The organism is Terrabacter sp. Soil811 (genome assembly GCF_001429655.1).
Taxonomy (GTDB): domain Bacteria; phylum Actinomycetota; class Actinomycetes; order Actinomycetales; family Dermatophilaceae; genus Terrabacter.
The window spans coordinates 235,053-255,287 of the sequence record NZ_LMSX01000009.1 but is presented as its reverse complement, the minus strand read 5'-3'; the positions used below and the strand labels follow the sequence as shown (position 1 = coordinate 255,287).

Below are 20,235 nucleotides of genomic sequence, written 5' to 3'. Positions count from 1 at the left end.
GTGCCCGAAGCCATTGAGGTGCGCAAGGTCCCCATCCACTCGGTCGCCGACGCGTCGGAGCTCGCCACGCTCATCGACGACGGTGTCATGGAGGCGAGCCGCGTCATCGCCATCATCGGCAAGACCGAGGGCAACGGCGGCGTCAACGACTACACGCGGATCATCGCCGACCGCGCCTTCCGCGAGGTCCTCGTCGAGAAGGGTGCCCCGGCCGACCAGGTCAAGCAGGTCCCGATCGTCTGGTCCGGTGGCACGGACGGCATCATCAGCCCGCACGCGACGATCTTCGCCACCGTCCCGGCCGACCGGGCCGAGCAGTCCGACGAGCCCCGGCTGACCGTCGGCTTCGCGATGAGCGAGCCGATCAAGCCCGAGGAGATCGGCTACGTCGCGATGGTCGAGAAGGTCGCCGACGCCGTGAAGGTCGCCATGGAGCGCGCCGGCATCACCGACCCTGCCGACGTCCACTACGTCCAGACCAAGACACCGCTGCTGACGATCCACACGATCCGCGACGCGAAGTCGCGCGGGCACCAGGTCTGGACCGAGCACACGCACGAGTCGATGGACCTCTCCAACGGCACGACCGGCCTCGGCATCGCCGTCGCCCTCGGTGAGATCGAGATGCCGACCGACGCCGACATCATGCACGACCGGTCGCTCTTCTCGTCCGTCGCCTCGTGCAGCTCGGGCGTGGAGCTCGACCAGGCGCAGGTCGTCGTCGTCGGCAACACCAAGGGCATCGGTGGCCGCTACCGCATCGGCCACTCGGTGATGCAGGACGCGCTCGACGCCGACGGCGTGTGGGGCGCGATCAAGGACGCCGGGCTCGACCTGCCCGAGCGCCCGCACAGCAGCGACATCCAGGGCCGGCTCGTCAACGTCTTCCTCAAGTGCGAGGTGAGCCAGGACGGCACCGTGCACGGTCGACGCAACGCGATGCTCGATGACTCCGACGTGCACTGGCACCGCCAGATCAAGTCGGCCGTCGGCGGTGTCACCGCCTCGGTGACCGGTGACCCGGCCGTCTTCGTGTCCGTGTCCGCTGCCCACCAGGGCCCTGACGGCGGCGGCCCGGTCGCCGCGATCGTCGACCTCGGCGAGGGCGAGCCCACCGGCTACCGCTGGACCCGCTGAACCGCTGAACCGCTGAACCGCTGAACCGCCGACGCGCCGCCACCACCGTCGAGAGGCCACGGATGGCCCGGTGGGCGCAGTCGAAAGGCCAGTTCCCCGTGAGGAGAACTGGCCTTTCGACGTTCCCACAGTGGCCGGACGTGGCCCCTCGACGGTGTCAGTGGGCGAAGTGGCGCGTCCCCGTGAAGTACATCGTCACGCCGGCCGCCTTCGCGGCCTCGATGATCTCCTCGTCGCGGATCGAGCCGCCGGGGGCCACGACCGCGCGGACGCCGGCGTCGAGCAGGATCTGCAGTCCGTCGGCGAACGGGAAGAACGCGTCGGACGCGGCGACGGAGCCGCGGGCCCGCTCCTCCCCCGCGCGGCGCACGGCGAGGTAGCACGAGTCGACCCGGTTGACCTGGCCCATCCCGACGCCGACCGCCGCGCCGTCCTTGGCGAGCAGGATCGCGTTGGACTTCACGGCGCGGATCGCGCGCCAGGCGAACTGCAGGTCGGCGACCGTCGCGTCGTCCGCGGCGTCGCCGGCGACGAGCCGCCAGTTCGCGGCCTCGTCGCCGCCGGTCACCGCGTCACCCTCACCGCGCACGACGGCGTCGACCTTGTCGACGGTCTGCACGAGCAGGCCGCCGCTGATCGCACGCGTCTCGATCGGGTCGGCTGCCTGCGCCATGCCGGCGGGCAGCCGCAGGACGCGGAGGTTCTTCTTGGCCGTGAGGATCTCGAGGGCCTCGGGCTCGTAGTCGGGCGCGATGATCACCTCGGTGAAGACCGGCTTCGCAGCAGCCGCCATCGCAGCGGTGACGGTGCGGTTCGCCGCGATGATGCCGCCGTAGGCGCTCACCGGGTCGGTCGCGTGGGCCCGCTCGTAGGCCTCCTCGATGCTGCCGCCGACGGCGATGCCGCACGGGTTGGCGTGCTTGATGATCGCGACGGTCGGCTGGTCGCCATGGTCGTGCGCGGCCCGCACGGCGGCGTCGGTGTCGACGTAGTTGTTGTAGGACATCTCCTTGCCGTGCAGCTGCTCCGCGCTGGCCACGCCCGGGCGCCAGTGGCGGTAGAGCGCGGCGCTCTGGTGCGGGTTCTCGCCGTAGCGGAGCGCTGCCGAGCGGTCGAACGTCGCACCCGTCCAGGCCGGGAAGCCGGTGCCGTCGCTCGTGTCGGCGACGACGTTGCCCATCCAGTTCGCGACGGCGTTGTCGTAGCTCGCCGTGTGGACGAAGGCCTCGGCCGCAAGGCGGCGACGCTCGGTCAGCGTGAAGCCGCCGGCCCCGAGGGCCTGCGTCACGTGGGCGTATGCCGCCGGGCTCGTCACGATGGCGACGCTCGCGTGGTTCTTGGCCGAGGCGCGCACCATCGACGGACCGCCGATGTCGATCTGCTCGACGCACTCGTCCTCGCTCGCACCCGACGCGACGGTCTCGCGGAACGGGTAGAGGTTGACGACGACGAGGTCGAAGGCCTCGACGCCGAGGTCGGCGAGCTGCTGGACGTGGTCCGGGTTGCGGGTGTCGGCCAGGATGCCGGCGTGCACCTTGGGGTGCAGCGTCTTGACCCGGCCGTCGAGGCACTCGGGGAAGCCGGTCAGCTCCTCGACCTGCGTCACGGGCACCCCCGCGGCGGCGATGGTCTTCGCCGTCGAGCCGGTCGAGACGATGGCGACCCCGGCAGCGTCGAGGGCCCGGGCCAGCTCGTCGAGACCGGACTTGTCGTAGACGGAGACGAGGGCCCGCTGGATCGGGCGGCGGCCGTCGGTGTCGGTGGACGGCGCGGCGGACGGGGCAGCAGTCATGGGGTGCACTCCTGGTTCGGTGACATCGGTCGCGGCGCGTCCGGTCGGTCTGACCGAAAAGCATCCGTTCTCGCGAGGCACCCAGGCGGTCGATGCTCCCGACGTCACTCCCCGGTGGTGTCCCACCCGCGCCAGTCGTGTGCGACCAGCGTAGCGGTCAGGGCCGCCCGATCCGAACTCGTCGTCCTTCGACGGCGAAGCCCTCACGCGCCAGTCGGCTCACGACGTCGACGAGCAGGTCTCGCTCCTGGACCTTGATCCGCTCGTGCAGGCTCTCCTCCGTGTCGTCGTCCTCGACCGCCACGACCCGCTGCTCGATGATCGGACCGGTGTCGACGCCGGCGTCGACGACGTGGCACGTCGTGCCGGTCACCTTGACGCCGTAGGCGAGGGCGTCGCGCACGCCGTGGGCGCCGGGAAAGCTCGGCAACAGGGCGGGGTGGGTGTTGACGACGGGCTGCGCCTCGAGGGTCGCCCGTCCGAGGATCCGCATGAAGCCTGCCGTCACGACGAAACGCGGTCCGGCCGCGGCGACCTGCTCGGCGAGGGCGCCGTCCCAGGCGGCTCGGTCCTCGAAGTCGGCGGGCCGCACGACGAACGTCGGTATGCCGGCCCGCTCGGCCCGCTCGAGCCCCGTGCACGGGCGGTCGGCCCCCACCGCGGCGATCCGCACGCCGTAGTCCGGGTCGGCCGAGGCGTCGACGAGCGCCTGGAGCAGGGTGCCGGAGCCGGAGACGAGGACGACGACCGGCACCGGGTCACCAGCGCCACCACCGTCAGTCCGTGTCGATGCGCGGGCAGCGGCGTTCGTCATGGCGCGAGTCTAGGGGCCCTTCGGGGGCCGAGCCCGTCACCGGGGTCGCACCGTGAGCGTGGCCGCCCGGCTGTTGGCGACACCTGCCTCGTTGGTGAACACGGCGCGGTACCGGGTTCCCGTGACAGTGGGCGTGACGCCGGTGACGACGAGCCGCGTGGAGTGAGCGCCCGCGATCGGCACCCAGGTGCGGCCGCGGTCCCTCGACCTCTGCCACGTCACAGTGGGTGCTGGTGCCCCGCTCGCCGCGGCCGTGAACGTCGCGGTCGCGCCGGACCTCACGGTGACGTCCTGTGGCTCCGACGTGACGCCCGGCGCCAGTGTGCGCACGGTGAGCACGGCCACACCGGTCACGGCGGAGCCGCCGACGTTGGTGAACTCGGCCCGGTACCGCGTCCCGGACTGGGAGGACCGGAGGTCGGTGAGAGTCAGCTGGGCGGTCGTGGCGCCGGCGATCTGCGTCCACGTCACGCCCCCGTCGCCCGAGCTCGACCACTGCACGCTCGGTTGGGGGTCGCCGGAAGCCGCAGCCATGAAGGTCGCCGTGCCTCCAGCGAGACCGTCGGTGCTGCTGGGTGAGGTCACGACACGTGGCGCAGCCGGAAGGACCGTCAGCGTGACGATGCCCGAGTTCGCCGTCCCCGTCGCGTTGGTGTACCTGACGACGTACTGCTCACCGTTCTGGGCGTACGTCACTGCCGGCAGCGTGAGGCTCGGGCTGGTGGCATCGGGGATCGCCGTGAAGGTCGGTCCCGCCGTGACGCGGTACCACTGCGCGGTCGGGGCCGGGTTGCCCGTCGCGCTCGAGGCGAAGGTCACCGACTCGCCGGCGGTCACCGTGGTGTTCGCCGGGACGAGACCCATGGAGGGCGCCACGGCCGCCTCGACGACCAGGCTCTGCTCGGAGGCGGTCGCCGCGAACACCGCGTTCGGCGAGGTGCGGATGACGAGACGGTACGTGTCGGCCGGGAGACCCTCGAGGGTCCGTGCCACCAGCCCGTCCGCGTTCACTGCCTGGTTGACCACCTGGAAGTCCGGCCTGTCCGTCTGGTTGGCGGAGCGGAAGAGCTGGAAGTCCACCCGGGCCCGGGTGATGTCGCCCGGGTGGCCGTCGTCCACCTGACCCAACGTGGCCGTCATGACGGCGAGCCCGGGCGCGGTCACCGCTCGGGTGGTGCTGGTCAGCGTGGCATCCTCCGGGGTGACGGTGGTGGCCCCGCTGTAGCCCAGGACGTAGTGGTCGCTCGAGTAGCCGCCGCAGCCGTTCAGCGGGTAGCTGCCCGGCTCCGCCGTGACCTCCCCGGTCGCAGAGACGAGACCGATGAGCCGCTCGCATCCGGAGAGCGTGCCGGTGATCCCGTCGAGGGCGAGGGGTTCAGGGATGAATGGTGACAGCGAAGGCGCCGGGTCCGAGTACTGCAGTGGTCCGTCGCTCACGGTGATGAGGAACGCGCTCGGCCTGACCTGGAACGCCCTGCTGACCGGGGTCGCCGCCGGGAAGACACCGTCCCCCGCCTGCGAGGCCGTGATGCTGCACGTGCCCACCCCGGTGGCGGTGACGGTGCCCGAGTCGAGCCGGCACACGCTCTGCGAGGCGGGGTCGACGGAGAGCGTGACGGGCAGCTGAGACGTCGCCGAGGCACGGACGCCCTGGGTCTCGTAGGGTCGGCCGTAGATGCTGCTCCGCGTGAACTGCATGTCGGCGGGCGTCTCGAAGCCGATCGTGTTGGTCGGTTCGGACACCGTGAACGAGCGCGTGACCGAGGCGAAACCACCAGCACCGTTGGTGACCTTGACACCGACGTGACCTGACCCGCTCTGCTCGAACGCCAGGACGAGTGTCGACGAGCCAGGGACGATGCAGAAACCGTTGGCGGCGGTCGGGCACGAGTAGAGCCATTCGTACGTCAACGGCGTGCCGGAGTCGTCGAGCACCGATGCGGTGTAGGTGACCGGAACTCCTCGAGTCGCCTCCCACGGTCCATCGAGCCTGATCTGTGGCGACGCCGGTGGGACGGCGGGGTCCGGCGGCGTGCCGTGGACCATTTCGAGCACGTTCGCGGTGCGCCCCTGGCCGTCGACGTACGTGATGTCGTCCCGGAGGCACGACATCCATGCCATCCCGCTCGGCGCGATGGCGCCGCCTCCGGGGTAGCACGAGCTGTCCAGCGCCGTGGCGCCGACCGGGGCGATGTTGAACAAGTACTTGCCCGTCGCGTTCTGGGTGCGCTCGGCGATGTAGGTCTCACCGCCGGGCCCTCGGAACGGGAACCACGTCGACTGCCACTCCGGCGTCACCGTGCCGTCGGGAAGGACCTGCTGCAGGATCCACCAGCCCTCTCCATGCGGTCGGACCCAGAGCGATCCCTCGTCGTCGGGCAGGTCCACCGAGATTCGCGGTGCTTGGCTCCAGCTCGTGATGGCTCCACCGGACTCGACACCGTTGAGGAACTGCGGCTCCGCCTCGGTCCACGCAGGAGCGTTGCCATCACTTCCGCTGGCAGGCGCGTTCGCGCACTCATGCAGCTCGACGCCGACCTGGATGAAACCGGTGCAGCCCCACTCGGGCTCGGGGAAGGTCTCGTTGAGGAAGGTGGCCATGAGTCCCGGATAGGCCTCGGCCTGCTTCATCAGTGCAGCCAGATCGGGGGTCCCCTGCGCCTTGGTGAGCAGCTCGGCCAGCTTCTTCGGCGCCTCCAGGTCACTGTTGATCTGGATCGATGCAATGGTGGTGGTGACGACGATGTCGACGATGGCGCCCACCACTGACGTGACGGCACCGAAGACCTCGATCCCGGCCGTCAACCGGGCCTCGGCCAACGCAGCCGCTCGTGCAGCGCGAGCCGCTGCCTCCGCGTCGGCGATGGCGGTCACGGCCCCGGCCTTGAGGGAGTTCGCGGCCTTGAGCGCCGTGAACGAGCGCAGCGCCTGCGCGTCAGCGGCGGCAGCCTCCGCGATCTTGATCGTGGCCTCGGCCCCCTGCAGGGCGGGGCTGGCGATGAACTTCGCTCGGGCCGCGAACGGGAAGAGCTTGGTCACGAAGAGGTTGTCCGCACCCAGGGGGACGGCCAACGCCCGCGCGATGGGGATCGCCGCCCCACTGGCGGCCAACGAGACACCCATCCCCACGAGTGCGGACACCTGCCCTGCGTGAATCGTGAAGTCGTTGTACGTCAGTGGGTTCCACGCGTTCGTCACTCCCTGTGACAGCGCCTCCAGCTGGAGGTACTGCCCGTACTTCACGAACTGGTCATAGGTCGGCCGGGGTGGGGAGAAGACGAGGAAGCTGAAGATCGTGAGCCCTGACTCGGTGCAGATCGTCGTCCCTCGTCCGTTGTACTCGGCCGTGGTGTCGTACCGGCCCGGCGGGTGGTAGTTGCAGTAGCCGTCGGACCCGTTCCGCGGCTGGGGGGCATAGGTGTCGGTCTTCGTGTACGTGCTCTCGGTGAGTCCTGACCACTTGACGTACTCACCCACGGCAGCCTTCGCAGCGCCGATCTGCGTGCGTCGCACCTTGGCGGAGAACCACGCGTGGACGAGTCCCTCCGTCGCCGTTCTGCTCGCCGCCGGCTTGAGCATGATCACCCCGAGGTCGGCCCAGAGCTGGGTGCGGATGTCGTCGCGGGCGAGCGCCCGGACGCTCAGCTCGTCGCTCGGTGGGAGCGACTTGTTCTGGAGCACCTCGGCGACCGCCTTCGTCTCGAAGGCCGTGAGCGCCGCCTGGGTCTCAGCCGAATACGGCTGGGGCAGCGGAATGTGCAAGACCGGATCCGGCACCAGGTCGAAGAGCTTGATGATCGGTGGTGGGGCCGGTGGTTCGGCGGCCGCGGCAGAATGTGAAGGCGTCACCGTGGCGACCGTGAGGGCTGAGGCGGTCACGAGGCCGAGTACGGCCACCATTCGCGAGAATCGGCTCATCACGGTTGGGCTCCTCTGCCGAGTGCACCCCCGCCGACTCAGCATGGCAGGCCGCGCACCGTTCCATCGACGAATCGTCAGATGGGGCAATGCCAGCGGATGGGAGAGGGGGTGTGCGCGCTCGGTCGCCGGGGCAGTGCCACTCTGGACGGCTCCCGGCCTCCTGCGCCCGCTCGCGATGGGCGAGGATGGACCACATGACCGAGCCGCAGCAGGAGCAGGAGATCGCGTTCGCCCGTGAGAAGGCGAAGCGCACCCTGCCCATCGCGCTCCTCGTGCTGCTCGGCCTCGTGGCGATGTACCTCCCGCTGCCGAAGCGCTTCGTCGCCGTGCTGCCGCTCGTGCTCGCGATCGTGCTGACCGTGCGCCTGCTCCGCTTCCTGTCGACGCGCGGCGGCAAGGAGAAGATCTGGCCCGTCGTGACCCTCGTGATCTCCGGCATGCTGCTGTCGTCCCTGGCGCTCCAGGTCGTCTTCTACGACTCGGTCCACGCCTACGAGGAGTGCGTCGCCGGGGCGCAGACGAGTATCGCCGAGGGCGACTGCGCGCCGCTGAAGGACGCCGGGATGATCGGCCTCGTCGCCCGCTGAGGCCACCCCGACCGTCCCGCGTCAGTCCCCGCGTCAGCCCCCGTCGACACTCCCCGTCAGTCCGCCTCGGGGGCTGAGGTCTCCGCGTCCGCACCGGCCTGCGTCGCGACCCCCGACTGGTGCTCGCGCTCGCGCTGCTCGGCGCGACGGTCACGGAGCACGAGCACGCCCGTGAAGAGCAGCGCACCCCCGACGACCTCGGCCGTCAGGGCCGCAGCGAACGACCAGAGGTGGGCCCCGACGGCCGAGAGCCGGTCGACGCCGACCGCACCGTTGCCGAGAGCGGTCAGGGCGACGACGACCACGACCGCGACGAGCGCCGCCACGGCCGTGGCCGACAACCGGGCCCGCACGTTGCCGAAGAACTCGAGCTCGGCGTCGACCCGACGACCGAGCCACACGCCGACGAGCACCGGAGCCAGCACGACGGCATACATCGTCGCCGGGTAGTCGCTGGCCTGCGGCAGCGCACCGAGCACGGGCACGAGCGGCAGCAGCCCGGGCTGGGCGGCTCCGGCGGAGATCGTCGAACCGAGGGCGACCTGGAAGCCCGGGCCCGCGAGGAACGAGAGGGCCCACGTGGCCGCGTTGCCGAGGAGGGCGACCTGGGCGAGCGCGATGATGGCGATCGCCCCGAGGTTGGCGCCGTACTGGTCCTGGATGTCGGCGACGGTCGACCACGACACGACGAGTCTCACGACGACGACGACGAACCCGAGGGCGAGCAGCACGCCCGCCCCGCGCCAGCCGGTGCGCCACACCGTCGGCAGCCACGTCGGGCCGCGCCGGAACCACGTGCGCACGAACGCCGGCGCGCTCTCGTCGTCGGGCCGGAGCAAGACGAAGCCGAGCGCTGCGAGCGGCACGAGCAGCGACCCCAAGACCGCGGCGACACCGGGCGTCGCCGGGCCCCCGAGGGTGAAGAGCGCGAAGACCGCCGACACGAGGCCGTACCCGATGACGAAGCCGGGCACGACGCCCCACTGCGCGACGCGGCTCCAGTCAGTCGCACCGACGCGCAGCCGTTCCGTCGCCGCGAGACGACGGGCGAAGCGGTAGGCGATGAGGACGAAGACGAGCAGGAGCAGCAGCGGCGTCATGGAGATCGCCACGGAGCCGGCACCGACGGACTGTCCGTGGCCGAGGAACCAGAGAGCGCTGGCGACCGAGACCGCCGAGAACCACCCGACCGAGCTCTCGGGCGCAGCCACCCAGCCGATGAGCGCGGGCAGGACGACGACCGACCACGTGCCGACGGCGGCGAGGGCGCCGGCGCGCAGGGCAGCCGGCATCGCCGTCGAGGGGCTGGTCGACGAGGTCGCCGACGTGGTCGTCGACGTCGTGGTCGTGCTCGGCGGGGCCAGTGGTCTCACTCCTGCGCTGCGGGTCCTGCGGGCTCGTGCGTGGTCGCTCCCATGGTCACAAGATCCCCGCCACGGAGCGAGCGCCCACGCCGATGGGGCCCGAGAGCGGCCGGATGTGAGGCACGGATCAGCCCCGAGACCCCGCGCCCCCGACCCGACGGGCGGACGATGGAGGTGAAGGGGATGACCCATCATGAACAGCAGAACCCTCCACCTGCTGGCACCCCTGCTGGCAGTGCTCGCCCTCATCGTGGCCGCCGTCGGCCCGACCGCCCGGGCCCCGACCCCGCGCGCCGCCGTCGTCGCCACCGCGCCGCTCGAGATCACATCCGTGCGCGTCGCCTACGCGGGCACTGTCTACCTCACCTTCGACGACGGTCCCAGCTCCACCTATACCCCGAAGGTCCTCGCCGTCCTGCGGAAGTACGGCGTGCACGCCGTCTTCTTCGAGCTCGGCCAGAACGTCTCGTGGTACCCGTCGATCACCCGCAGCCTGCGCAGCAACGGCAACCTCATCGGCAACCACACGTGGACCCACCCCGACCTCACGACGTTGTCGACGTCCGCCGTCACGTCGCAGCTGAACCGGATGGAGTCGGCCCTCGGCTACCGGCCACGCTGCGTGCGACCGCCCTACGGGGCGACGAGCTCGCGCATCGCGACGATCATCGCCAACCGCGGCCAGCGCCAGATCCTCTGGACCGTCGACCCGCGCGACTGGTCCCGCCCCGGCACCACGACGATCGTGAGCCGCGTGCTCGCGAGCGTCCGGGGCGGCTCGCGGATCCTCATGCACGACGGAGGCGGTGACCGGTCGCAGACGGTGGCCGCCCTCGACCTGCTCATCCCGAGGCTGCGGGCCCGCGGCTTCGTCATCGGCCTGATGGCCTGCTGATCACCGATCGCGTATGCCGTCCCGCCGGGCCACGCGCCCGGGTGCCGTGGGCGACGGGCCGGCCACACGGCATACGCCCTCGGGAGACAGCAGAGCGGGCGGCCACCCGGAGGTGACCGCCCGCTCGGAAACGCTGCTGGCGCAGGCTACTTCGCGAGGTCCTTCATGATCTCGCGCATGAGGTCGGCCGTCTCGGACGGCGTCTTGCCGACCTTGACGCCCGCGGCCTCGAGGGCCTCCTTCTTGGCCTGCGCGGTGCCCGAGGAGCCGGAGACGATGGCGCCGGCGTGGCCCATCGTCTTGCCCTCCGGGGCGGTGAAGCCGGCGACGTAGCCGACGACCGGCTTCGTGACGTGCTCCTTGATGTAGGCGGCCGCACGCTCCTCGGCGTCGCCACCGATCTCGCCGATCATGACGATCGCGTCGGTGTCGGGGTCGTTCTGGAACGCCTCGAGGCAGTCGATGTGCGTCGTGCCGATGATCGGGTCGCCACCGATGCCGACGGCCGAGCTGAAGCCGAAGTCACGCAGCTCGTACATCATCTGGTAGGTCAGCGTGCCCGACTTCGAGACGAGGCCGATGCGGCCGGTGCCGGAGATGTCGGCCGGGATGATGCCGGCGTTGCTGACGCCCGGGGTGATGAGGCCGGGGCAGTTCGGGCCGACGATGCGCGTCGTGCCCTTGTCCTTGGCGTAGTTGTAGAACTCCGCCGTGTCCTTGACCGCGACGCCCTCGGTGATGACGACGGCGAGGGGGATCTCGGCCTCGATCGCCTCGACGGCCGCGGCCTTGGTGAACTGCGCGGGCACGAAGATCACGGACACGTTGGCGCCGGTGGCCTCGATGGCCTCCTTGACCGTGCCGTAGACGGGGACGGAGACGCCGCCCTCGAAGTCGACCGTCGTGCCGGCCTTGCGGGGGTTGACGCCGCCGACGATGTCGGTGCCGGACTTGAGCATGCGCTGGGTGTGCTTCATGCCCTCGGACCCGGTCATGCCCTGGACGATGACCTTCGAGTCGGCGTTGAGGAAGATAGCCATGTTCGCTCGTTCTCTCTTCTGTGGCGAGGGGGTCAGTTGGCGGCGGGCCGGGAGGCGAGCTCTGCGGCGCGGCGCGCGGCGCCGTCCATCGTCGGCTCGATCGTCACGAGCGGGTGGTTGCGCTCCTGGAGGATGCGGCGACCCTCCTCGACGTTGTTGCCGTCGAGGCGCACGACGAGCGGGCGGTCCTCCTCGTCACCGAGCGCGTCGAGCGCTCCGACGATGCCGTTGGCCACGGCGTCGCAGGAGGTGATGCCGCCGAAGACGTTGACGAACACGCTCTTGACCTGGGGGTCCGAGAGGATGATGTGCAGGCCGTTGGCCATGACCTCGGCGCTGGCGCCGCCACCGATGTCGAGGAAGTTGGCCGGCTTCTGGCCGCCGAACTCCTCGCCGGCGTAGGCGACGACGTCGAGGGTGCTCATGACGAGCCCCGCGCCGTTGCCGATGATGCCGACGGAGCCGTCGAGCTTGACGTAGTTGAGGTCCTTCTCCTTGGCCGCTGCCTCGAGCGGGTCCGCGTGGGCGGTGTCCTCGAGCGCCTCGTGGTCGGCGTGGCGGAAGCCGGCGTTCTCGTCGAGCGTCACCTTGCCGTCGAGGGCGACGATCTGGCCGTCCTCGGTCTTGACGAGGGGGTTGACCTCGACGAGCGTGGCGTCCTCCTCGCGGTAGACGGTCCACAGCTTCTGGATGACGTCGGCGATGGCGGCCTTGTCGCCCTCGTCGAAGCCGGCGGCGTCGACGATCTCCTGCGCCTTCGCGGCGTCGATGCCCGTGTTGGGGTCGACGGCGACGCGCGCCAGGGCCTCGGGGCGCTCGACGGCGAGCTGCTCGATCTCCATGCCGCCCTCCTTGGAGCACATGGCGAGGTAGGTGCGGTTGGCACGGTCGAGCAGCACCGAGAAGTAGTACTTCTCCGCGATGCGGGCGCCCTGGGCGATCATCACGGTGCCCACGGTGTGGCCCTTGATGTCCATCCCGAGGATGGCCTCGGCAGCGGCCTGCGCCTCGTCGGGGCTCTTCGTGACCTTGACGCCACCGGCCTTGCCGCGGCCGCCGGTCTTCACCTGCGCCTTGACGACGGTGACACCGCCCGACTTCGGTCCGATCTGCTCAGCGGCCGCTCGGGCCTGCTCAGGGGTGGTGGCGATGGCGCCGGCCAGCACGGGCACCCCGTGCTTCTCGAACATGTCACGGGCTTGGTACTCGAAGAGATCCACGGGTGGGGTCCGTCCTCGTCGTCGATTCGAATCGTCGTCGATCGCGTCGCTGCGGCGTCCCGGGGCCCACGTGCTCACGCTCTCGCGCTCGGACGGGCCCTGCGCCGAGGCGCAACCGAATCAGGCTGTCCCTCGGACTCTAGTGGCTGTGACGTGTGGCGACCCCATCGGGTGCGCCCGACCGGACGAAGATCACACCGGCATCCCACCCCGCCCCGGCCCTCCGTTTCGCGCGCTCAGCGCACGAGCGCGCGAGACACGCAGGTGCGCGGGTCCTTTCGCGCGCCCCTTCACCGGATCGCGCGCTCACGCCAGGAGCGCGCGATCCGGGCGTATGCCCGGGGCCGAGCTCTGCGTGCTGGTGGCGGCGCCGGCGGTGTGCGGTCTCAGGCGGCGAGAGCGGCCAGGCGGAGGGCCTCGAGCACGCGGCCGTGGACCATCTCCGGTCTGGCGAGTTCGGACCACGTGAGCCGGACGACCACCCAACCGCAGCGGCGCAGCGCGTCCTCACGACGCTTCTCGTCGAAGAGGACCGCGCCGTCACCCGAGGCGTACTTCACCCTGCCGTCGAACTCGACGAGGACGCGGGTGCCCGTGATGCGGAAGTCGGCGCGGTAGGTCCTGCCCTCCGCCACGACCTCGAACTGCGGCTCGACGTCGTGGCCGAGCCCGCGCAGGACGTATGCCGTCAGCGACTCGCCCGGGGACTCGTGCCGGCCGTCCGCACACCGGAGCGCGGCACGCACCGGACCCACGCCGCGGTGGCCCTCGAAGTCGGCGATGGCCACGGGCAACGACTCGGCTGTCAACAGCCCTCGAGCGAGAGCGGCGTCGGCGGCCACGAGGGCTGCCGTCGGCTCGCCGACGAGTCCGGCGCCGACGGCGGCGTGCCCGACCGGAGCGAGCGGGGCCGGGTGAGTGTGGCCACCCGCGGATGGCGCGCCGACCCAAGCGACTCCCTCCTGCTCGCGGTGGAGCAGGAGGCCGGGGCGACGGCGGGACTGCCCGCTCCAGGGCTGGGGCGCCTCGGCGTCGAGCGGCCGGACGCGGGTCAGGTGCACGACGCCGAGGTCCACGCCGTGCAGTGGCAGCCCGAGCAGGACGAGTGCCGAGGAGTGACTGACCACGGCCGCTCCTTCATAGGCTCGGGAGAGCGCGATGGTACAGAGCCGGTGACGGTCACGCTCGTCCGCGGGGACGCCCACGGCATACCACCCGTGGGTCAGCCTCGTGCAGACGTAGCGATGGCACAGCAGGGCCAGCGCCCGCCCGTCGACGCCGGCGCGCAGGGCGTCTCGCGCGCTGAAGACTCCGTGTCTGGCAATGAGCTCGAGGTTCACCCGAGGAGGATCTCGGCCATGCATGGTGGCGCGCCGGTCCGGCCGCGCAGCTGTGGACGGTGCGGCCCGATGGCCGAAGGGTGCGGACAGCCGGGTCCCGCGCGGCCTGGGCGCGAAGTACGCACCGGGCGCCCAGAACCTCCCGCGCTCCGTGCTGGTTTCGCGCGCTCAGGTGTGGAGCGCGCGATACGTGGAGCGCGCGATACGTGGGCGGGCGAGGGTGACCTGGCGGGGGCTGGTCGGGGCTCGTCAGGGCTGGTCAGGCGGCGTGGACGTGGTCGCGGACCCAGCCGACGATCTCCATCGTCGTCGCGCCCGGCGTGAACACCTTGGCCACCCCGAGCTTCTCGAGCTCGGAGATGTCGTCCGCGGGGATGATGCCGCCGCCGAAGACGACGATGTCGCTCGCGTCACGCTCGGCGAGGAGCTCGACGACGCGCGCGAAGAGGGTCATGTGCGCGCCCGAGAGGACGGAGAGCCCGACGACGTCGGCGTCCTCCTGGATGGCCGCCTCGACGATCTGCTCGGGGGTCTGGTGCAGGCCGGTGTAGATGACCTCCATGCCGGCGTCGCGCAGCGCCCGGGCCACGACCTTGGCGCCCCGGTCGTGCCCGTCCAGACCCGGCTTGGCCACGACCACCCGGATGACGTCGGTCGACGCCGCACCCGCTCCGGTCGCGCTCGCGGTCTCGTCGTCGGTCACGGCGTCGGCGCCCAGGGACTCGCTCATGCCGGGCACTCTAGCCAGCCCCGCGAGACGCGACGCGCAATAGTGATGCATCGCCCACCGGTCGGGGTACGTTCGGGACGTGGCAGTGGCAGCACGGGCGGCGATGACGCCGCGACAGGCCGGCACCCCGAAGGGTGGCGCAGCGGGCCCTCGGGGCTTCGTGGCGACCGTCGGGGAGCTCGCCGGTGCGCTCCTGACCCCCACCGGGATCGCGGGCGCGGCTCTCGAGGCGACGTGGATGGGGCTGCACCTCGGGCTCTACCCGCTCGGGCTGCTCGGCTCGCGCGCCAGCGACCGGCGCCAGGGCTACCGTCTCGGTCACCTGCCACCGAGCCAGCGGGGACTCGCGATCCAGAACGTCGAGGCCGCCGAGACGCCGATCCTCCTCGTGCACGGCATGGTCGACAACCGCTCGATCTTCACCGTCCTGCGGCGCGGCCTCGTGCGTCGCGGCTTCGGGCGCATCGAGACGATCAACTACTCCATCTTCACCGGCGACGTCCGTGCTGCGGCCGCTGCCCTGGGCGCCGAGGTCGAGCGCATCGTCGAGGAGACCGGCTACGAGCGGATCCACGTCATCGGCCACTCGATGGGCGGGCTCATCGCGCGCTACTACGTGACCCGGCTCGGCGGCGACCAGCACGTGCACACGCTCGTCACCCTCGGCACCCCGCACCAGGGCAGCTACCTCGCCTACACGTGGAACAACGGGCTGACCCGTCAGCTGCGCCCGGGGAGCGCCCTCATGGACGAGCTCGCCGCCCCGGTCAAGGAGTGCCAGACCCGGTTCCTCGTCTACTGGTCCGACCTCGACCAGGTCGTCGTGCCCCAGCGCAACGCCGCCCTGCACCACGACGACCTCACGGTCCACAACATCGCCCTGCACGGCGTCGGCCACATGAGCCTGCCGATCACGAGCAGCGTCGTGCACGGGATCTCCACGGCCCTCGCCCACCTCGACACCTCGGGAGCGACCGTCACCCCCGGGGTCAGCTCCCTCGGGAGCCGGCGCACCAGCACGTCGACGACCCGCCGGGGTGGCACCGCGGGTCGTGTGGTGCCCGCGCGCTGACCAGGTCGACCCCTGTCACGAGAGGCTGCGAATTCGTGCAGATCCTCCTGTGTACATCCCGCACCGGGGCCCCGGCATGCCCTAGTGTCATGCGCAGTCGCGTCCCTCCACCGCGACGCCGGGACGTCCAGAAACGTGGCGTGATTTTGGATAACGAAATGGTCACGTTAGGCTGGCGGCTCGCAATCTGTGACCGATAGGTATCTCTTTCGTGCCCAAAACCAGTTACTCCGGCCGGCACAGGCCGGCAGCCAAGCCTTCGCGGGGTCGACAGTTCGTCGTCCCCGTCGCTCTGCTCTCCTCGACCGTCGCCGGTGGCCTCGTCATCCGCGACGCCGGTGCGAGCGAGCTGAGCCCCGAAGCGGCTGCCATGAAGAACGTCTCCAACTCGGTCGCAGGTCTCGGTCTCACCGCGGACCCCGACGTCGTCGCCGCTGCTGCCGCGAGCCGGTCCGGCGCCCGCTCCTCGCGTGACCTGGCCCGCGACGCCAAGACGCTCATCGTCAGTGCCACGGCCACTGCCGCGCAGACCGCCACGGACGCCCAGACCGCTGCAGACAGGGCCGCGACCGCCAAGGCCGCCGCGGAGAAGGCGAAGGCCGACGCCGCCGCCAAGGTCAAGGCCGCAGCCCGCGAGCGTGCGATCGCGATGGCCCACCGCTGGGTCTCCCCCGTCGCCGGCTACACCCTCACCTCCGGCTTCGGCTTCCGCTGGGGCAAGATGCACCCCGCCCAAGACCTCGCATGCCCGACGGGCAGCACGGTCCGGGCCCTCTCGAGCGGCACCGTCGTCTTCGCCGGCTGGTCCACCGAGGGCTACGGCAACATGGTCAAGATCCGCTACTGGGACGGCACCGTCTCGTGGATGGCCCACAACAGCCGCCTGCTGGTCTCCGTCGGCGACGAGGTCTCCCCCGGCCAGCGCGTCGCCTACAGCGGCAGCACCGGCAACTCGACCGGCCCGCACGTGCACCTCGAGATCCACCCCGACGACGGTTCGGCCGTCGCACCTCGCACCTGGCTCGCCAAGCACGGCGTCTACCTCTGACCGAGGCCCTTCAGTGACACGAGGCCCGTCCCCTTCCGGGACGGGCCTCGTCGCGTTCGCCGCCCCGCCGGGGCCGCGACCTCCAGTCGCCTGCCGTATGCCGTATGCCGTTGTGCCACAACGGAGCCCGGCTGACGCCGGGGCTGCGCCACACGGCATACGCCATCGGCTGTGACGACAGGTCCGGCCTGCCCCGGACCGCGGTTCAGAGCTTGACGAGCGGGGCGTAGCGCAGGAGCAGGCGCTTCGTGCCGGTGTCGGCGCCGAAGTCGACGTGCGCCATCGACTTGTCGCCGTCGCCCTCGACGCGCACGACGGTGCCGAGGCCGAAGGAGTCGTGGCTGACCCGGTCGCCCGACTGGAGCGCGATGACCGGACGCTTGCCGGCGCTGCGGACGCCCGGCCGGGCCGCGAGCGTCGCCACGGCCGGACGGTCGGAGCCGCGCGCCCCGCTGAACGACGGGCCCAGGCGCTGCCAGTCGAGCAGGTCACCCGGGATCTCGTCGAGGAAGCGCGACGGCGGGTTGTACTGCGGCGCACCCCAGGCGGACCGGACGGCCGCGCGCGAGAGGTAGAGCCGCTCACGGGCGCGCGTGATGCCGACGTAGGCGAGTCGGCGCTCCTCCTCGAGCTCCTTGGGGTCGCCGAGCGCGCGCATGTGCGGGAACGTGCCGTCCTCCATCCCGGTGAGGAAGACGACGGGGAACTCGAGGCCCTTGGCGGTGTGCAGCGTCATGAGCGTGACGACGCCCTGCGCCTTGGCCTCCGGCTCGTCGGGGATCTCGTCGGCGTCGGCGACGAGCGAGACCTGCTCGAGGAACTCCTCGAGCGCGCCTGCGGGACCGACGTCCTCGGGCTCGACACCGGGCTGCAGCTCGCCACCCGACTCCTCGAGCTCGGTGGCACGGCGGTCGTCGTACTCCTGCGCGACGGCGACGAGCTCGGCGAGGTTCTCGACGCGGGTCTCGTCCTGTGGGTCGTGGCTCGCGCGCAGCTCGGCGAGGTAGCCGCTCTCCTCGAGTGTCATCTCGAGCAGGGCCGCGATGCTGTCGTCGGCCTCGTAGGAGGTGCGGAGCTTCTCGAGCAGCGCCGTGAAGCCCTGGATCGCCGCGACCGAGCGCGTCGCGATGCCCGGCGCGTCCTCGGCCCGCCCGAGCGCCGCGACGAACGGGATGCGCTCGCGCTCGGCGAGGGCGGCGACGCACGCCTCGGCACGGTCGCCGATGCCACGCTTGGGGGTGTTGAGGATGCGGCGCAGGTTGACGGTGTCGGTGGGGTTGGAGACGACCCGGAGGTAGGCCAGGGCGTCCTTGACCTCGCGTCGCTCGTAGAAGCGCGTGCCGCCGACCACCTTGTAGGGCAAGCCGACCCGCACGAGCACCTCCTCGATGGCGCGGCTCTGCGCGTTGGTGCGGTAAAAGACGGCGACGTCGCCGGGCTTGACGCCCTGGTCGGCGAGGTCGTCGATCTCCTTGGCCACGAAGGCGGCCTCGTCGTGCTCGTTGTCACCGACGTAGCCGGTGATCATCGCGCCGTCGCCGGAGTCGGTCCAGAGGTTCTTGGCGCGGCGCCCCTCGTTGCGCGCGATCACGGAGTTGGCGGCCCGCAGGATGCGCTGGGTCGAGCGGTAGTTCTGCTCGAGCAGGATGGTGCGGGCGTCGGGGTAGTCGTTCTCGAACTCGAGGATGTTGCGGATCGTCGCGCCGCGGAAGGCGTAGATCGACTGGTCGGAGTCGCCGACGACGCACAGCTCGGCGGGCGGCACCGCATACGCGCCCTCGGGTCCCTTGACCTCGCCGACGAGCTCCTTGATGAGCTGGTACTGCGCCTGGTTGGTGTCCTGGTACTCGTCGACGAGCACGTGACGGAAGCGGCGGCGGTAGTACTCGGCGACGTCGGGGAAGGCCTGGAGCACGTTGACGGTCATCATGATGATGTCGTCGAAGTCGAGGGCGTTGGCCTGGCGCAGCCGGCGTTGGTACTGGGTGTAGGCGTCGGAGACGGTGCGCTCGTAGTGGTTGCCCTCGGTGACCTGGGAGGCGTAGGTCTCCTCGTCGATGAGGTCGTTCTTGAGGTTGCTGACCTGCGCCGAGAAGCCGCGCGGCGGGTAGCGCTTCGGGTCGAGGTCGAGGTCGCGCAGCACGAGGCTCATGAGGCGCTGGCTGTCGGCGGCGTCGTAGATCGAGAAGGTCGACTTCATCCCGACCTTGGCGGCCTCGCGGCGCAGGATGCGCACGCAGGCCGAGTGGAAGGTCATGACCCACATGGCACGGGCGCGCGGGCCGACGAGCGCGGCGACCCGCTCGCGCATCTCGGCCGCGGCCTTGTTGGTGAAGGTGATGGCGAGGATCTGCCCCGGCTGGGCGCCACGCTCGCCGAGCAGCCACGCGATGCGGTGGGTGAGCACACGGGTCTTGCCCGAGCCGGCGCCCGCGACGATGAGCAGCGGCGTGCCCTCGTGGACGACGGCCTCGCGCTGCTGGGGGTTGAGGCCCGCGAGCAGCACCGTCGGGTCGAGGTCGGCACGCCCCTGGGGGGCGGTCTCGACGCCGCCGCGGGCGGCGGCCTCGGCCCACGTGGGGACGCCCTGCTCGGTGACGTCCGCGCCACGCCCGGGGCGCCCGGACCCGCCGGAGGGCGCGCCCTGACCGTGCTCGAAACCGGGGATGGGGAGGTCGTCGAAGAGCGTGCTCATGATCGACCAAGCCTACGTCGAACCACCCACAGCGCCCGACCACGACGCACAGCCACGCGCGTCGGGAGAGGATGGCGGCGTGAGCGACTTCCAGATCCGTGAGGCCTCGGCCGACGACGTCCCCGACCTCATCCGCCTCGTCCAGGGGCTCGCGGCCTACGAGAAGGAGCCCGACTCCGCGACGGCGACACCCGAGCAGTTCCGCGAGGCCCTCTTTCCCGCGCAGGGCGACCCCACGGCATACGCCCTCGTGGGGGTGCGGGAGGGCACGGTCGTCGCCATGGCGATCTGGTTCCGGAGCTTCTCGACGTGGACCGGCCGGGCCGGGATCTGGCTCGAGGACCTCTTCGTCGACCCCGAGCAGCGCGGCCACGGCCTCGGCACGGCCCTGCTCGCCCGGCTCGCCGCCATCTGCGTCGAGCGCGGCTGGACGCGACTCGAGTGGTCGGTGCTCGACTGGAACACCCCCTCCATCGACTTCTACCGCTCCCACGGCGCCCGCTCGCTCGACGACTGGACGACCTTCCGCCTCGACGGCGACGCGCTGACGCGACTGGCGGGCCCGTAGGTGCCGCGCCCG

The 20,235-nt window shown here is 71.2% G+C and carries 15 protein-coding genes and 1 riboswitch; of the genes, 6 read left to right on the top strand and 9 right to left on the bottom strand.

All coding sequences use genetic code 11. From position 1 onward, the window contains the following. A complete protein-coding gene (locus ASH01_RS16710) occupies positions 1-1,137 on the top strand; it encodes a ring-opening amidohydrolase (protein WP_056778358.1) in 1,137 nt (378 codons plus the stop codon). Positions 1,138-1,294: 157 nt separating this feature from the next. On the opposite strand, the gene purH is transcribed toward ASH01_RS16710, so the two are convergent. From purH to ASH01_RS16695, 3 genes are all read right to left on the bottom strand, one after another. Further along, positions 1,295-2,929: a bifunctional phosphoribosylaminoimidazolecarboxamide formyltransferase/IMP cyclohydrolase gene (purH, locus tag ASH01_RS16705; protein WP_056778356.1), complete on the bottom strand. Its 1,635-nt coding sequence runs from the start codon at positions 2,927-2,929 to the stop codon at positions 1,295-1,297. Positions 2,930-3,001: 72 nt separating this feature from the next. Then, positions 3,002-3,078, bottom strand: a riboswitch (ZMP/ZTP riboswitch). 8 nt (positions 3,079-3,086) lie between these two features. Further along, entirely contained in the window at positions 3,087-3,743 is a 657-nt protein-coding gene (gene purN / locus ASH01_RS16700) for a phosphoribosylglycinamide formyltransferase (protein WP_235509640.1), read from the bottom strand. A 36-nt stretch (positions 3,744-3,779) separates the two neighbouring features. Beyond that, positions 3,780-7,622 carry an immunoglobulin domain-containing protein gene (locus ASH01_RS16695; protein ID WP_162263893.1) on the bottom strand — a complete coding sequence of 1,281 codons (3,843 nt, stop codon included), beginning with the start codon at positions 7,620-7,622 and terminating at the stop codon, positions 3,780-3,782. A gap of 236 nt (positions 7,623-7,858) precedes the next feature. Between ASH01_RS16695 and ASH01_RS16690 the strand changes: the two genes are divergently transcribed. Next, positions 7,859-8,251 (top strand): hypothetical protein, encoded by a 393-nt coding sequence (locus ASH01_RS16690; protein ID WP_056778346.1) that lies wholly within the window; start codon positions 7,859-7,861, stop codon positions 8,249-8,251. Positions 8,252-8,307: 56 nt separating this feature from the next. Here the strand turns inward: ASH01_RS16690 and ASH01_RS16685 are convergent, their stop codons facing one another. Next, positions 8,308-9,624: a cell division protein PerM gene (locus tag ASH01_RS16685; RefSeq protein WP_056778344.1), complete on the bottom strand. Its 1,317-nt coding sequence runs from the start codon at positions 9,622-9,624 to the stop codon at positions 8,308-8,310. A gap of 184 nt (positions 9,625-9,808) precedes the next feature. On the opposite strand from ASH01_RS16685, the gene ASH01_RS16680 reads away from it, so the two are divergent. Next, the gene (locus ASH01_RS16680; protein WP_056778342.1) at positions 9,809-10,510 is read left to right on the top strand and encodes a polysaccharide deacetylase family protein; all 702 of its coding nucleotides are present in this window, start codon (positions 9,809-9,811) and stop codon (positions 10,508-10,510) included. Between the two features lie 146 nt (positions 10,511-10,656). On the opposite strand, the gene sucD is transcribed toward ASH01_RS16680, so the two are convergent. The 4 genes from sucD to ASH01_RS16660 all read right to left on the bottom strand — a co-directional run bounded on the left by sucD (position 10,657) and on the right by ASH01_RS16660 (position 14,840). Beyond that, a complete protein-coding gene (gene sucD, locus ASH01_RS16675; protein ID WP_056778339.1) occupies positions 10,657-11,550 on the bottom strand; it encodes a succinate--CoA ligase subunit alpha in 894 nt (297 codons plus the stop codon). 32 nt (positions 11,551-11,582) lie between these two features. Further along, positions 11,583-12,770 (bottom strand): ADP-forming succinate--CoA ligase subunit beta, encoded by a 1,188-nt coding sequence (sucC, locus tag ASH01_RS16670; RefSeq protein WP_056778337.1) that lies wholly within the window; start codon positions 12,768-12,770, stop codon positions 11,583-11,585. 386 nt (positions 12,771-13,156) lie between these two features. After that, a complete protein-coding gene (locus tag ASH01_RS16665; protein WP_156415630.1) occupies positions 13,157-13,897 on the bottom strand; it encodes a DUF559 domain-containing protein in 741 nt (246 codons plus the stop codon). A 472-nt stretch (positions 13,898-14,369) separates the two neighbouring features. After that, positions 14,370-14,840 (bottom strand): cobalamin B12-binding domain-containing protein, encoded by a 471-nt coding sequence (locus ASH01_RS16660; protein ID WP_235509639.1) that lies wholly within the window; start codon positions 14,838-14,840, stop codon positions 14,370-14,372. Positions 14,841-14,919: 79 nt separating this feature from the next. On the opposite strand from ASH01_RS16660, the gene ASH01_RS16655 reads away from it, so the two are divergent. Together ASH01_RS16655 and ASH01_RS16650 are read left to right on the top strand one after the other, a co-directional pair. After that, positions 14,920-15,912, top strand: coding sequence for a lipase family alpha/beta hydrolase (locus ASH01_RS16655; RefSeq protein WP_235508728.1), 993 nt, complete (start codon positions 14,920-14,922; stop codon positions 15,910-15,912). Positions 15,913-16,123: 211 nt separating this feature from the next. Continuing rightward, positions 16,124-16,960: a M23 family metallopeptidase gene (locus tag ASH01_RS16650; RefSeq protein ID WP_056778328.1), complete on the top strand. Its 837-nt coding sequence runs from the start codon at positions 16,124-16,126 to the stop codon at positions 16,958-16,960. A 205-nt stretch (positions 16,961-17,165) separates the two neighbouring features. Here ASH01_RS16650 and pcrA read toward each other — a convergent pair whose 3' ends face one another. After that, positions 17,166-19,655 carry a DNA helicase PcrA gene (gene pcrA, locus ASH01_RS16645; RefSeq protein WP_056778326.1) on the bottom strand — a complete coding sequence of 830 codons (2,490 nt, stop codon included), beginning with the start codon at positions 19,653-19,655 and terminating at the stop codon, positions 17,166-17,168. Between pcrA and ASH01_RS16640 the strand changes: the two genes are divergently transcribed. Further along, the gene (locus tag ASH01_RS16640; protein WP_443081168.1) at positions 19,627-20,223 is read left to right on the top strand and encodes a GNAT family N-acetyltransferase; all 597 of its coding nucleotides are present in this window, start codon (positions 19,627-19,629) and stop codon (positions 20,221-20,223) included. The genes pcrA and ASH01_RS16640 overlap by 29 nt on opposite strands. Positions 20,224-20,235 lie beyond the last annotated feature (12 nt).